Source organism: Enterobacter sp. SCRI0065 (assembly GCF_059766475.1).
The window spans coordinates 1-12403 of record NZ_JCBAJB010000004.1; the positions used below are offsets into that span (position 1 = coordinate 1).

Consider the following 12403-nt stretch of genomic DNA (forward strand, 5'->3'; position numbering starts at 1 on the left):
GGGTTAATTATCCAGGGCGGGTCATGTAAAATAGAAAAGCCACTGATATTGAGTGGCTTTTATAGGAACGTGTCAGGCGTAGAGAATGGCTTTAACTCGCCACTGATCAACATGTATATCCTCCTGCATCTGAACAATGCGGTACCATGACGCTCCCTGCTCATCCGCCTTTAAGGCAATCACACGTTCAACGTCTTGCGGGCTCCCTGAAATATTATTCACGGAGATCAGGCCGATTTCATTTAAGCCTGTGACGCAATCAGCACTGGCAAACTCTGCTGACTGCGCGGTTGTGCTCATCAGGCCAGCTGAGAGCAGCAGTGAGGTCAAAGCAAGAGATCGTTTCATTGTCAGCTCCATTTCACATGTCTCCGGTATCCGCCGGGCAATCCTTCGCAAATAAACTCACTTCCATTGTCACAGGCATGGAGTTTATTGTGGACAGGAAAACGTCTATGCACGCAAAGCAGTGTAAATGTCGCTTAAATTCCGAACGTTACTGGCGATACAAAATGGCCTGCGAATACCATTGCCCGGTAATGATCGTTTCATCAATCATAATAACGACGTAATAATCTGCTTTGGCTGCGACGGCTTTTGCTTTGATTGCCTCTTCCGCATCATCCGGGGAGCCGCGAACGAGCGCGGTGACCGTGCCCATTCGTTGTAATCCTTCCGTCTGATTACGGCGAATCTCCTGAGGGTGATCGGCAAGCGGTGGAGCGGGCTGAGGTGTTCCTTGCAGCGCACTACAGCCTGCTAACAGCGATACCAGCAATAAAGCAGTAAACCTGCGCATAACCATATCTCGTTTCCTGATAGTCATAGTGTAGATGTCTGCGAATTTCCTTTTGGGGGAATGTTCCCAAACTGTTATCTGTGACGTAAATTTCGAATGAAAATATCGTGAAAGCGTAATCCAGTTCTCAACATTATGAATCACCCAACGAACGTAAGGAGCGACCATGATTGAACTTAAGACGCAGCGGCTTGGTGCCCATGAGATTTTACATGCTTTTCCGGCAGGATTCGGTGAGCAACCCTTGCCGGTTGTTATTTTTTATCATGGGTTTACCTCTTCAAAACTGGTTTACAGCTATTTTGCCGTCGCGTTGGCACAGGCGGGATTTCGCGTGGTAATGCCCGATGCGCCCGATCACGGCTCGCGTTTTGCGGGCGATGACCAGCGACGTTTGGGCCAATTCTGGCAAATTCTGCACGGGAGTCTTGTTGAGTTCGCTGGGTTGCGGGACGCGCTTTATCAGGCAGGGCTGGTAGCAGACGAACGCCTTGCCGTAGCGGGAGCCTCAATGGGCGGAATGACCGCGCTGGGTATCATGACGCATCACCCTGAGGTGAAATGTGTCGCGAGTCTGATGGGGTCCGGGTATTTCACCACGCTTGCCCATACCCTTTTCCCGCCTCGCGAGAATATTGACGCTGTACTGATGTCTCTGGCGGAATGGGATGTGATGAACGCGTTGCCGCGTCTGGCCGATCGCCCGCTGCTGCTGTGGCATGGCGAGGCGGATGATATCGTACCTGCCGCTGAGACGTTCAGGCTTCAACAGGCGTTATTACGGGACGGGTTAAGTCAAAACTTAACGTGCCTATGGGAGGAGGGCGTACGGCATCGCATTACGCCGACGGCACTTGATGCCACCGTCGACTTCTTCCATCGGCACCTTTAAACAAGCAGGATCTTCACTCCCAGATCCTCCAGCTTTTGCAGGATCTGTGGGTTAGCATTTTTGCCGGTAATGACCATGTTGATTTGCTCTGCGCGACTGAACAGCATTCCCGCGCGCTCGCCCACTTTTGTGCTATCGACCAGCACCACCAGTTTGCCGACTACGTTAAGCATATTTTGCTCCGCCATCGCGGTGAGCATATCCGTTTTGTACAGCCCGTCTGCCGTCAGGCCTTTACCGCTGGTGAACATCCAGTGTCCGGCGTAGAGGCTGTTTTCGCTGTCCTGGGGGCTGAGGGTAATGGACTGGCTCTTATTATACTGCCCCCCCATGATCACCACACTGTCGTGTTCCTGATCGATAAGGAAGTTGGCTAATGGTAAATAGTTGGTGATGATTTGTACCGGCTTGCCGCACATTTCACGCCCTAGTAAAAAGGCTGTGGACCCGCAGTTTATGACCACGCTTTCGCCTGGATTGACAAGTTGAGAGGCCGCTCTGGCAATGCGCACTTTTTCGTCGTGGTTCTGTGCCTGATGAATATTCATCGGCGTCCAGCGCGGACGCTGCTGGCTAATAGCCTCTGCGCCGTTACGCACTTTTTTCAGCTTGCCGCTCTCATCAAGCTTATTGATATCGCGGCGCGCTGTTGCCGGGGAAATTTCTAAACGTTCAATCACTTGTTCGACGGTGACAAACCCTGTTTGCGCCAGGAGTTCCAGTAGAATTTGATGCCGTTGCGCTTCCGTCATGAGCTATTCCGATAATAATTGATTTTTAAAGATGATATTTGAAATAGCCTGAAAATACTAAGCAAAATATGACATCGCCAGGCACATGGCCTGGCGAGGGAAGTTCCGGTATTAAAGGAAAGATTTGAACGGCAGATCGGGCTCGATAGTGAAGCAATCCTCGAAACCGCGCGGATAATGGTATTCGAAATTATCTTTATCCAGCGGCCAGGTAAACTTGCCGCCGACCTGCCAGATGAACGGCTTAAAGCCATACTTCAGGCGGTCTTTTTTCATCTCCCACAGTACGCGGATTTCCTGCGGATCGGCCTGGAAGTTTGACCAAATGTCATGGTGGAAGGGGATAACCACTTTGGTGTTCAGCGCTTCGGCCATGCGCAGCATATCAGCGCTGGTCATCTTGTCGGTGATCCCGCGTGGATTCTCGCCATACGAACCGAGCGCAACGTCAATCTGATGCTCGTTGCCATGCTTCGCATAGTAGTTTGAGTAGTGTGAATCACCGCTGTGATACAACGAACCGCCAGGCGTTTTGAACAAATAGTTCACCGCACGCTCGTCCATACCGTCCGGCAGAACGCCTGCTGCTTTTTGATCCGCAGGCAGGGTAATGAGCGCGGTACGGTCAAACGCATCAAGAGCATGAATCTCAACGTCTTTGATTTTCACCACGTCGCCCGGTTTCATGACGATACAGCGCTCTTTTGGTACGCCCCAGCCAATCCACAAATCAACACAGGTCTGCGGGCCGATAAAGGGAACATCGTCTGCACAGTTTTGCATGACGGCAGCGGCCACATTGACGTCAATATGATCGTTATGATCGTGGGTAGACAGGACGGCGTCGATCTGACGAATGGCGAAAGGATCCAGCACAAACGGCGTGGTGCGCAGGTTAGGCTGTAATTTTTTCACCCCTGCCATGCGTTGCATCTGATGGCCTTGTTTCATCAATGGGTTGCCGTGGCTCTGTTTACCTGTCCCGCACCAAAAATCGACGCAGATGTTGGTACTACCCTCAGATTTAAGCCAAATTCCGGTACAGCCCAGCCACCACATGGCAAACGTACCTGGCGCAACCTGTTCCTGTTCGATCTCTTCGTTTAGCCAGCTACCCCATTCCGGGAAAGTACTAAGAATCCAGGACTCACGGGTGATGCTTTTCACTTTACTCATCTTTTGACTCCCTGCGTTTAATCATAATTAATCATATAGTGATTTGTTATGATTGATGTTGTCATCATTGAATCAGCAATGCAACGGCATTTTTGCAGATTTGTGCGGGTAATACCTTCGTACCCTAAAAGGTGACAAGACGCACTCTTCGTTTTAATTTGTACTTAATTACATGAATTTAATGAATAAATGCTAACTTCCATTTTAGTAATGAAAATCACTATTAACTGCAGGGAAATAATTTGCGTGATGGGTCACAAATAATCAAATTCAATCTTGTGGTGATTATTTGTGATTACTAGAGTGAGGGCACTTAACGCACGGAGGTTGACCTTCGTGTATTCACTTTCTGGAGAGTGCTATGGAAATTCTCTACAGCGTCTTTACCGTCTTCTTCAATCAGGTAATGACCAATGCGCCGCTGTTACTGGGTATTGTGACATGTCTTGGCTATATCCTTTTGCGCAAAAGCGTCAGCGTGATTGTCAAAGGGACCATCAAAACGATTATCGGTTTTATGCTATTGCAGGCAGGTTCTGGCATTTTAACTAGCACCTTCAAGCCTGTTGTCGCCAAGATGTCCGAAGTTTATGGCATTAACGGCGCTATCTCAGACACCTACGCCTCCATGATGGCGACCATTGAACGAATGGGCGAGGCTTACAGTTGGGTGGGGTATGCGGTCCTGCTCGCACTGGCATTGAACATTATTTATGTTCTGCTGCGTCGCATAACGGGCATACGAACCATCATGCTTACCGGCCATATCATGTTCCAGCAGGCTGGGCTTATCGCGGTATTCTTCTTTATCTTCGGTTATCCGATGTGGACAACCATCATCTGTACGGCCGTGTTGGTGTCACTCTACTGGGGCATCACCTCCAACATGATGTACAAGCCAACCCAGGAAGTGACCGACGGCTGCGGATTCTCCATTGGTCACCAACAGCAGTTTGCATCCTGGTTAGCCTATAAAGTCGCTCCGTTCCTCGGCAAGAAAGAAGAGAGCGTTGAAGACCTCAAGCTGCCTGGCTGGTTGAATATTTTCCACGACAATATTGTCTCCACGGCGATTGTCATGACCATCTTCTTTGGCGCCATTCTGCTCTCTTTCGGCATCGACGTTGTACAGGCGATGGCGGGGAAAACCCACTGGACTATCTACATTCTGCAGACGGGCTTCCAGTTTGCGGTGGCGATTTTCATCATCACCCAGGGTGTGAGGATGTTCGTGGCAGAGCTCTCTGAAGCGTTTAACGGGATCTCCCAGCGTCTTATTCCTGGTGCCGTGCTCGCCATCGACTGTGCGGCAATCTATAGCTTTGCGCCAAACGCGGTAGTGTGGGGCTTTATGTGGGGCACGATTGGCCAGCTGATTGCCGTTGGCATTCTCGTGGGCTGCGGCTCTTCCATTCTGATTATCCCGGGCTTTATCCCGATGTTCTTCTCCAATGCCACCATCGGCGTGTTTGCTAACCACTTCGGCGGCTGGCGCGCTGCGCTCAAAATTTGTCTGGTGATGGGCATGATTGAAATCTTCGGCTGCGTCTGGGCGGTAAAACTCACCGGAATGAGCGCCTGGATGGGTATGGCGGACTGGTCAATTCTGGCACCACCAATGATGCAAGGCTTTGCTTCCGTCGGCATCGTCTTTATGGCCGTCATTATCTTGATTGCCCTGGCTTATATGGTCTTCGCGGGTCGCGCGCTTCGCGCTGAAGAAGACGCAGAAAAACAACTGGCAGAGCATTCTGCTTAATAAGGAGTTCTGATTATGACCGTACGTATTCTGGCTGTGTGTGGAAATGGCCAAGGCAGCTCCATGATCATGAAAATGAAAGTGGACCAGTTCCTGACCGAGCAGGGTGTTAATCATACGGTGAATAGCTGCGCCGTAGGTGAGTATAAAAGCGAGCTCAGCGGTGCGGATGTCATCATCGCCTCGACCCATATTGCTGGTGAAATCACGGTGTCAGGCAATAAATATGTGGTGGGCGTGCGCAATATGCTTTCTGCCGCTGATTTTGGTCCCAAGCTGATGGAAGTGATCAACGCGCACTTTCCGAACGATCTGAAATAAGGACGCGTCATGAAACTACGTGATTCGCTGGCGGAGAATAACTCCATTCTGTTACAGGCCGAGGCCAATACCTGGCAGGAAGCCGTCAAGCTGAGCGTGGATCTGCTGGTCAAAGCGGACGTTGTCGAGCCGCGCTACTACCAGGCCATTCTGGATGGTGTTGCCCAGCACGGACCCTATTTTGTTATCGCTCCCGGGCTGGCTATGCCACACGGTCGACCGGAAGAGGGCGTCAAAAAAACCGGCTTTGCGCTGGTCACACTGAAAACGCCGCTGGTGTTTAACCATGAAGATAACGATCCGGTCGACATCCTGATCACCATGGCAGCGGTTGATGCCAACACGCATCAGGAAGTGGGCATCATGCAGATCGTTAACTTGTTTGACGACGAAGCCAACTTCGACCGTTTACGCGCCTGCCGTACCGAGCAGGAAGTACTGAATTTAATCGATCGCGCCAATGCGGCGGCAGTTTAAGAGGGAATTGAAAATGTCATTACCAATGTTGCAGGTCGCGCTGGATAACCAAACCATGTCTTCTGCGTATGAAACTACACGCCTGATTGCAGATGAAGTGGACATTATCGAAGTCGGTACCATTCTTTGCGTCGCGGAAGGTGTGCGCGCCGTACGCGATCTGAAAGCACTGTACCCGCACAAAATCGTGCTGGCGGATGCCAAAATTGCCGATGCGGGAAAAATCCTCTCCCGTATGTGTTTCGAAGCCAACGCCGACTGGGTCACCGTGATTTGCTGTGCGGATATCAACACCACCAAAGGCGCGCTGGACGTGGCAAAAGAGTTCAACGGCGACGTTCAGATCGAACTGACCGGCTACTGGACCTGGGAGCAGGCGCAGGAGTGGCGTGATGCGGGGATTCAGCAGGTTGTCTATCACCGCAGTCGTGACGCGCAGGCCGCCGGTGTGGCCTGGGGCGAGGCGGATATCACCGCTATCAAACGTCTGGCAGATATGGGCTTTAAAGTCACCGTAACGGGCGGCCTGGCGCTGGAAGATCTGCCGTTGTTCCAGGGCATCCCTATTCATGTGTTTATTGCAGGCCGCAGTATCCGCGATGCTGCTTCTCCGGTCGAAGCCGCGCGTCAGTTCAAACGCTCAATCGCCCAGCTGTGGGGATAAGGAGCGGGTATGTTGTCTAAACAAGTCCCGTTAGGTATTTATGAGAAAGCCCTCCCCGCCGGGGAGGGCTGGCTTGAACGCTTGATGCTGGCCAAAAAGCTGGGTTTTGATTTCGTCGAAATGTCGGTAGATGAAACTGACGGACGTCTTGCGCGCCTTGACTGGAATCGTGAGGAGCGTCTGGCGCTGGTCAGTGCGGTGGCAGAAACAGGTGTTCGTGTGCCGTCAATGTGTCTGAGCGCCCATCGCCGTTTTCCGCTTGGCAGCGAAGATGATGCGGTTCGCGACCAGGGTCTGGACATCATGCGTAAAGCCATCAAGTTTGCGCAAGATGTGGGTATCCGCGTGATTCAACTGGCGGGTTATGACGTCTATTATCAGGACGCTAACGACGAAACGCGTCGCCGTTTTCGCGATGGTCTGAATGAGAGCGTCGAAATGGCAAGTCGTGCGCAGGTGACGCTGGCGATGGAGATCATGGATTATCCGCTGATGAACTCCATCAGCAAGGCGCTCGGCTATGCGCATTACCTGAATAACCCGTGGTTCCAGCTTTATCCTGATATCGGCAATTTGTCGGCGTGGGATAACGATGTGCAAATGGAATTGCAGGCAGGGATAGGGCATATCGTCGCCGTGCATGTTAAAGATACACGTCCTGGCGTATTCAAGAATGTACCGTTTGGCACCGGGGTGGTGGACTTTGAACAGTGCTTCAAGACCCTCAAGCAGAGCGGCTATTGTGGGCCATACCTGATTGAAATGTGGAGCGAAACGTCAGAGAGCCCAGAAACAGACGTTGCCAATGCGCGTGACTGGGTTCGTGAACGTATGACACGTGCGGGATTGCTGGAGGCTAATCATGCAGCAGCTTAAGCAGCAGGTTTTTGACGCCAATATGGAATTGCCGCGCTACGGCCTGGTCACTTTCACCTGGGGGAACGTCAGCGCTATCGATCGCGAGCAGGGTCGGGTCGTGATTAAACCCAGCGGTGTGGCCTATAGCGCCATGACCGTTGAAGATATGGTTGTCGTGGATTTACACGGTAACGTTATCGACGGCAAATGGAACCCGTCGTCTGATACCGCTACGCATCTTGCGCTTTATCGACGTTATCCGTCCCTCGGTGGCGTCGTGCATACCCACTCGACGCATGCCACCGCCTGGGCGCAGGCGGGGCTGTCCATTCCGGCTTTGGGCACCACACATGCGGACTATTTCTTCGGTGATATTCCGTGTACTCGCGCCTTAACGGAAGCAGAAGTGCAGGGCGAATACGAGTTAAACACCGGCAACGTGATTATCGAAACGCTGGGAGCGCGCGAACCCCTGCATACGCCGGGTATCGTCGTCTATCAGCACGGTCCGTTCTCGTGGGGCAAAGATGCTCACGACGCGGTGCACAACGCGGTGGTGATGGAAGAAGTCGCCAAAATGGCGTGGATTGCGCGTGGGATTAACCCCCAGTTGCATCCTATCGACAGCTATCTGATGAATAAACACTACCTACGCAAACACGGTCCAGACGCCTATTACGGACAGAAATAAAAAAAGCCCCCGGGCAGGGGGCAAGTCAAACTATGGCTATGTTCTCGTTGTTGGCTTTCCTGGTGCTAGCGTCAAAGTCTTATCGGTAGATATCCGCGCTGGCATGCATGTTGCCGTTGCTGCCGGGCTCGCGGGTTAACACCGCGTGATAATATTGTGCGCCCTGCGCTTCGGTCTCTTCGTTAAGCGCGCGATCTGCTTCACTTTCAGTGGCGAAGTTATGATTAATGTAAATTACGCCTAAGCTCCGCACATCATCCATATTTCTGGCCTGTCGACTGTCGATCTTGATGGCTGCCATCGCGTTTGCACTAAGCAAAAGCACAGCCAGAATGGCAATTGCGATGTTTTTCATGATTTACGCTCCATGACAACGTGTGTGTAACGGTTTTTACCTCTCCTTATGTGTCTTTGGATGGGGTCTGATTAAAGTGTAATCGCTTCTTTAATGAGGAATCGCGACCATTTCTGATGCTGTTGTTCAAAAAAATGGCGCTTCCAGATGTGATTAATTTTAAATCATCTACTTAGACTGGCTTTGCGCTTAGTGCGAATTATTTGCGTAATCGACTTGAGTTTATGGGGGTTCGCAATTAGAATGGCGCGTCAATTTTTCGGCCGACCTTTAACACGTTCCTTGCCTCCATGGGCCTCGGCTGACCCAGACAGGAGGCTGAATAATCCGTAAGGAGCAATTCGATGCGTCATTACGAAATCGTTTTTATGGTCCATCCTGACCAGAGCGAACAGGTTCCGGGTATGATCGAACGCTACACTGGTGCAATCACTGCAGCAGAAGGCACGATCCACCGTCTGGAAGACTGGGGTCGCCGTCAGCTGGCTTATCCGATCAACAAACTGCACAAAGCTCACTACGTTCTGCTGAACGTTGAAGCTCCGCAGGAAGCGATCGATGAGCTGGAAACTAACTTCCGCTTTAACGACGCCGTTATCCGTAGCATGGTAATGCGTACTAAGAACGCAGTTACCGAAGCATCTCCGATGGTTAAAGCGAAAGACGAGCGCCGTGAGCGTCGCGATGATTTCGCAAGCGAAACCGCAGATGATTCTGATGCTGGGGATTCTGAAGAGTAATTTCTGATGACCAACCGTCTGGTGTTGTCCGGTACCGTGTGCAGGACCCCCCTTCGTAAGGTCAGCCCATCAGGAATTCCTCATTGCCAGTTCGTGCTTGAGCATCGTTCTGTGCAGGAGGAAGCCGGTTTTCACCGGCAGGCGTGGTGCCAAATGCCCGTTATTTTTAGCGGACACGAAAACCAGGCCATTACTCACAGTTTAACGGTCGGTAGCGCAGTAACCGTTCAAGGGTTCATTTCATGCCACAAGGCAAAGAACGGCTTGAGCAAAATGGTTCTGCATGCCGAGCAGATTGATTTGATAGATTCTGGAGACTAGCCATATGGCACGTTATTTCCGTCGTCGCAAGTTCTGCCGTTTCACCGCGGAAGGCGTTCAAGAGATCGACTATAAAGATGTCGCAACGCTGAAAAACTACATCACCGAAAGCGGTAAGATTGTCCCAAGCCGTATCACCGGTACTCGTGCAAAATATCAGCGTCAGCTGGCTCGCGCTATCAAACGCGCTCGCTACCTGTCCCTGCTGCCGTACACTGATCGTCATCAGTAATCGGGCACAGTCCATTAATACGACTTTAAGAGGATAAGGTAATGCAAGTTATTCTGCTTGATAAAGTAGCAAACCTGGGCAGCCTGGGTGATCAGGTTAACGTTAAAGCGGGTTACGCACGTAACTTCCTGGTACCACAGGGTAAAGCTGTTCCAGCTACTAAGAAAAACGTAGAGTTTTTCGAAGCACGTCGTGCTGAACTGGAAGCCAAACTGGCTGACGTTCTGGCGGCTGCTAACGCTCGCGCTGAAGCAATCAACGCACTGGGCACCGTAACCATCGCGTCTAAATCAGGCGACGAAGGTAAACTGTTCGGTTCCATTGGTACCCGCGACATCGCTGACGCTGTAACTGCAGCTGGCGTTGAAGTGGCTAAGAGCGAAGTTCGCATGCCGAACGGCGTTCTGCGTACCACTGGTGAGCACGAAGTGGACTTCCAGGTTCACAGCGAAGTCTTCGCTAAACTGGTTGTTAACGTTGTAGCTGCGTAATTTATTACTTAGCTCGCGTCGAAGCGCCGGCCTTGTGCCGGCGTTTTGCTTTTTAAGTCCTGCCAAAATGCTTTATCTCTTCTTGTATGGTAGCTATTCCTGCCGCATTCTTCGATAATAAAATGAAACGCAATTTTATCTTTGAGATTTGCTATGGACACCGCTCTGCCTACGCCTGTTTTTGCTCGTAAAAATGTCGCTTATGCCTGTGCTACGCTGTGTTGTCTGCTGTGGGGTAGCTCCTATCCAGCCATAAAAAGTGGCTATGAACTTTTCCACATCGCAACCGACGATATCCCGTCTAAAGTGGTCTTTGCCGGATATCGCTTTCTGTTTGCCGGTGCGCTGCTTCTGTTATTTGCGCTTGCTCAGCGCAAGCCGATCGCCAGATTAAGCCCGCGCCAGTTTGGGCAACTGACTATCCTGGGTCTGACGCAAACCACTATCCAGTACACTTTCTTTTATATAGGCCTCGCCTATACGACAGGTGTGAACGGTTCGATCATGAATGCGACCGGTACCTTTTTCAGCGTGCTGCTGGCGCACTTTATCTATCAGAACGACAAACTCAGCTATAACAAAACCCTGGGCTGCATTTTAGGGTTTGCAGGCGTCATGCTGGTGAACTTCAATCATGGCCTGAGTGATTTTCACTTTGTCTGGAATGGGGATGGGTTCGTGATTCTGGCTGCGTTTATTCTCTCTTCCGCCACGCTTTACGGGAAACGTATCTCGCAAACCGTTGATCCGACGGTAATGACTGGCTGGCAGCTGGCCATCGGTGGAGCGGTACTGGTGGTGGGAGGATATGCGACAGGCGGTACTTTAGAAGTGCATAGCTTTACCGCCGCCGCGATCCTTGGATACCTGACGCTGCTCTCGTCGGTGGCATTCGCCCTGTGGAGCGTGCTGCTAAAAGTGAACCGCGTAAGCATGATTGCCCCGTTCAACTTTGTGGTGCCGGTGGCCGGTACGGTGCTGTCAGCAATATTCCTGGGCGAAAATATTCTGGATATCAAATATGCCATCGCCCTGGTGCTAGTGTGCTCGGGAATTTGGTGGGTGAATAAGCAGAGTACCTGAGAAAAATATTGCCGGGTGGCGGCTTCGCCTTACCCGGCCTACAAATTACCTTGCACGAACAAAACTGCCGTCCGGCTGGCGTGTGAACAGAACCTGCTGGTTATTTCCGGTGTCGATCGTTAACCCCGTGACCACGCCGCTGGCGTTCTGGCGAATCTGCACCATCTGACCATTCTGCAAATTACTCAGGGGCTTACCAGCACCTTCTACCTGCGCCATTGCGTAGACATCCGTCGGTGGCAGATTGTGGTCGCGGAAAAGCTGCGCCATCGTTTTACCTGGCTCGACGCGATAAGAGCGCCATTGCTGTTCGATGCCGGTCGCCTGCTGAGCTTGTGATTCGACAGGCGCGGCGGCTTGCTCCTGTGGCTGCTCTTCCTGGACAGGTTCAGGCTCGACGGGCGCAACTTGCCCCGGATCGTTAGTCGGCGTCACCAGTTGCGTCGGCTCAGGCTGTGGACGTGATTGCGACTGGATATCCAGCTGTGCATTACGGCTAACTTGCTGTTGCACGTCACTGCCATCATCACCAGAAGGAAGCAGGAAGCCTACAACCACCAGCAGGGCAGCAATGATGATGCCTCTGCGATGCATCGTCGGCAGCGGATCCATGATGCGAAAATTATCCGGCGCGTGCCAGATTTTCGCCAGGGTTGGTTTCAGTTCAAATCGCCCGGGCATGGCTTTCCTCCTGCTCCGCATCATTTTTTCCTGTGGTAGGAAGTATAGTTTGCTAACTGCCTGAACGGCGTAACAAAGTCGCCTTCCGTGACCTGCATTTAAGAAAAATCT

Annotated in this window: 18 protein-coding genes; 12 read left to right on the forward strand and 6 right to left on the reverse strand. The window is 51.6% G+C overall.

The genetic code is table 11. The features are described 5' to 3' along the window. Window positions 1-72: 72 nt before the first annotated feature. On the reverse strand, window positions 73-360 hold the full coding sequence (gene yjfN / locus AC6EMZ_RS12490) for a DUF1471 family protease activator YjfN (RefSeq protein ID WP_498402836.1): 288 nt from the start codon (window positions 358-360) through the stop codon (window positions 73-75). A gap of 136 nt (window positions 361-496) precedes the next feature. Beyond that, window positions 497-826, reverse strand: coding sequence for a biofilm peroxide resistance protein BsmA (bsmA, locus tag AC6EMZ_RS12495; protein ID WP_498402837.1), 330 nt, complete (start codon window positions 824-826; stop codon window positions 497-499). A gap of 139 nt (window positions 827-965) precedes the next feature. On the opposite strand from bsmA, the gene yjfP reads away from it, so the two are divergent. Beyond that, on the forward strand, window positions 966-1691 hold the full coding sequence (yjfP, locus tag AC6EMZ_RS12500; protein WP_498402838.1) for an esterase: 726 nt from the start codon (window positions 966-968) through the stop codon (window positions 1689-1691). On the opposite strand, the gene ulaR is transcribed toward yjfP, so the two are convergent. Together ulaR and ulaG are read right to left on the reverse strand one after the other, a co-directional pair. Continuing rightward, window positions 1688-2443: an HTH-type transcriptional regulator UlaR gene (gene ulaR, locus AC6EMZ_RS12505; RefSeq protein ID WP_498402840.1), complete on the reverse strand. Its 756-nt coding sequence runs from the start codon at window positions 2441-2443 to the stop codon at window positions 1688-1690. The genes yjfP and ulaR overlap by 4 nt on opposite strands. 111 nt (window positions 2444-2554) lie before the next feature. After that, window positions 2555-3619 carry an L-ascorbate 6-phosphate lactonase gene (gene ulaG / locus AC6EMZ_RS12510; protein ID WP_498402841.1) on the reverse strand — a complete coding sequence of 355 codons (1065 nt, stop codon included), beginning with the start codon at window positions 3617-3619 and terminating at the stop codon, window positions 2555-2557. 361 nt (window positions 3620-3980) lie between these two features. Between ulaG and ulaA the strand changes: the two genes are divergently transcribed. The 6 genes from ulaA to AC6EMZ_RS12540 are packed head-to-tail and all read left to right on the forward strand — an operon-like array spanning window position 3981 to window position 8389. Next, window positions 3981-5378, forward strand: a complete 1398-nt coding sequence (gene ulaA, locus AC6EMZ_RS12515; protein ID WP_498402842.1) for a PTS ascorbate transporter subunit IIC — start codon at window positions 3981-3983, stop codon at window positions 5376-5378. Window positions 5379-5393: 15 nt separating this feature from the next. Beyond that, window positions 5394-5699, forward strand: coding sequence for a PTS ascorbate transporter subunit IIB (gene ulaB / locus AC6EMZ_RS12520; RefSeq protein ID WP_498402843.1), 306 nt, complete (start codon window positions 5394-5396; stop codon window positions 5697-5699). A gap of 9 nt (window positions 5700-5708) precedes the next feature. Beyond that, window positions 5709-6176 carry a PTS ascorbate transporter subunit IIA gene (gene ulaC / locus AC6EMZ_RS12525; protein ID WP_498402845.1) on the forward strand — a complete coding sequence of 156 codons (468 nt, stop codon included), beginning with the start codon at window positions 5709-5711 and terminating at the stop codon, window positions 6174-6176. A 13-nt stretch (window positions 6177-6189) separates the two neighbouring features. Further along, a complete protein-coding gene (gene ulaD, locus AC6EMZ_RS12530) occupies window positions 6190-6840 on the forward strand; it encodes a 3-keto-L-gulonate-6-phosphate decarboxylase UlaD (RefSeq protein WP_498402847.1) in 651 nt (216 codons plus the stop codon). Window positions 6841-6849: 9 nt separating this feature from the next. Beyond that, a complete protein-coding gene (locus AC6EMZ_RS12535; protein WP_498402848.1) occupies window positions 6850-7716 on the forward strand; it encodes an L-ribulose-5-phosphate 3-epimerase in 867 nt (288 codons plus the stop codon). Next, on the forward strand, window positions 7703-8389 hold the full coding sequence (locus AC6EMZ_RS12540; protein WP_498402849.1) for an L-ribulose-5-phosphate 4-epimerase: 687 nt from the start codon (window positions 7703-7705) through the stop codon (window positions 8387-8389). Before AC6EMZ_RS12535 ends, AC6EMZ_RS12540 begins: the two co-directional genes overlap by 14 nt. A gap of 79 nt (window positions 8390-8468) precedes the next feature. Here the strand turns inward: AC6EMZ_RS12540 and yjfY are convergent, their stop codons facing one another. Next, entirely contained in the window at window positions 8469-8744 is a 276-nt protein-coding gene (yjfY, locus tag AC6EMZ_RS12545) for a DUF1471 family protein YjfY (protein ID WP_498402850.1), read from the reverse strand. A gap of 344 nt (window positions 8745-9088) precedes the next feature. Between yjfY and rpsF the strand changes: the two genes are divergently transcribed. The 5 genes from rpsF to AC6EMZ_RS12570 all read left to right on the forward strand — a co-directional run bounded on the left by rpsF (window position 9089) and on the right by AC6EMZ_RS12570 (window position 11611). After that, the gene (gene rpsF / locus AC6EMZ_RS12550; protein ID WP_498402851.1) at window positions 9089-9484 is read left to right on the forward strand and encodes a 30S ribosomal protein S6; all 396 of its coding nucleotides are present in this window, start codon (window positions 9089-9091) and stop codon (window positions 9482-9484) included. 6 nt (window positions 9485-9490) lie between these two features. Next, entirely contained in the window at window positions 9491-9805 is a 315-nt protein-coding gene (priB, locus tag AC6EMZ_RS12555) for a primosomal replication protein N (protein ID WP_498402852.1), read from the forward strand. 4 nt (window positions 9806-9809) lie between these two features. Next, the gene (gene rpsR, locus AC6EMZ_RS12560; protein ID WP_498402854.1) at window positions 9810-10037 is read left to right on the forward strand and encodes a 30S ribosomal protein S18; all 228 of its coding nucleotides are present in this window, start codon (window positions 9810-9812) and stop codon (window positions 10035-10037) included. 41 nt (window positions 10038-10078) lie between these two features. After that, a complete protein-coding gene (gene rplI, locus AC6EMZ_RS12565; protein ID WP_498402856.1) occupies window positions 10079-10528 on the forward strand; it encodes a 50S ribosomal protein L9 in 450 nt (149 codons plus the stop codon). 153 nt (window positions 10529-10681) lie between these two features. Next, window positions 10682-11611, forward strand: a complete 930-nt coding sequence (locus tag AC6EMZ_RS12570) for a DMT family transporter (protein ID WP_498402857.1) — start codon at window positions 10682-10684, stop codon at window positions 11609-11611. A gap of 45 nt (window positions 11612-11656) precedes the next feature. Here the strand turns inward: AC6EMZ_RS12570 and AC6EMZ_RS12575 are convergent, their stop codons facing one another. Further along, entirely contained in the window at window positions 11657-12292 is a 636-nt protein-coding gene (locus tag AC6EMZ_RS12575; protein ID WP_498402858.1) for an OapA family protein, read from the reverse strand. Between the last annotated feature and the right edge of the window lie 111 nt (window positions 12293-12403).

Bases quoted from the DNA above. Each gene is read 5' to 3' on its own strand.
- ulaC (WP_498402845.1), top strand. From the start codon at position 5,709: ATGAAACTACGTGATTCGCTGGCGGAGAATAACTCCATTCTGTTACAG.
- AC6EMZ_RS12575 (WP_498402858.1), bottom strand. From the start codon at position 12,292: ATGCCCGGGCGATTTGAACTGAAACCAACCCTGGCGAAAATCTGGCAC.
- ulaA (WP_498402842.1), top strand. From the start codon at position 3,981: ATGGAAATTCTCTACAGCGTCTTTACCGTCTTCTTCAATCAGGTAATG.
- AC6EMZ_RS12535 (WP_498402848.1), top strand. From the start codon at position 6,850: ATGTTGTCTAAACAAGTCCCGTTAGGTATTTATGAGAAAGCCCTCCCC.
- AC6EMZ_RS12570 (WP_498402857.1), top strand. From the start codon at position 10,682: ATGGACACCGCTCTGCCTACGCCTGTTTTTGCTCGTAAAAATGTCGCT.
- yjfY (WP_498402850.1), bottom strand. From the start codon at position 8,744: ATGAAAAACATCGCAATTGCCATTCTGGCTGTGCTTTTGCTTAGTGCA.
- yjfN (WP_498402836.1), bottom strand. From the start codon at position 360: ATGGAGCTGACAATGAAACGATCTCTTGCTTTGACCTCACTGCTGCTC.
- ulaG (WP_498402841.1), bottom strand. From the start codon at position 3,619: ATGAGTAAAGTGAAAAGCATCACCCGTGAGTCCTGGATTCTTAGTACT.
- yjfP (WP_498402838.1), top strand. From the start codon at position 966: ATGATTGAACTTAAGACGCAGCGGCTTGGTGCCCATGAGATTTTACAT.
- rpsR (WP_498402854.1), top strand. From the start codon at position 9,810: ATGGCACGTTATTTCCGTCGTCGCAAGTTCTGCCGTTTCACCGCGGAA.
- rpsF (WP_498402851.1), top strand. From the start codon at position 9,089: ATGCGTCATTACGAAATCGTTTTTATGGTCCATCCTGACCAGAGCGAA.
- bsmA (WP_498402837.1), bottom strand. From the start codon at position 826: ATGACTATCAGGAAACGAGATATGGTTATGCGCAGGTTTACTGCTTTA.
- ulaR (WP_498402840.1), bottom strand. From the start codon at position 2,443: ATGACGGAAGCGCAACGGCATCAAATTCTACTGGAACTCCTGGCGCAA.
- ulaB (WP_498402843.1), top strand. From the start codon at position 5,394: ATGACCGTACGTATTCTGGCTGTGTGTGGAAATGGCCAAGGCAGCTCC.
- ulaD (WP_498402847.1), top strand. From the start codon at position 6,190: ATGTCATTACCAATGTTGCAGGTCGCGCTGGATAACCAAACCATGTCT.
- priB (WP_498402852.1), top strand. From the start codon at position 9,491: ATGACCAACCGTCTGGTGTTGTCCGGTACCGTGTGCAGGACCCCCCTT.
- rplI (WP_498402856.1), top strand. From the start codon at position 10,079: ATGCAAGTTATTCTGCTTGATAAAGTAGCAAACCTGGGCAGCCTGGGT.
- AC6EMZ_RS12540 (WP_498402849.1), top strand. From the start codon at position 7,703: ATGCAGCAGCTTAAGCAGCAGGTTTTTGACGCCAATATGGAATTGCCG.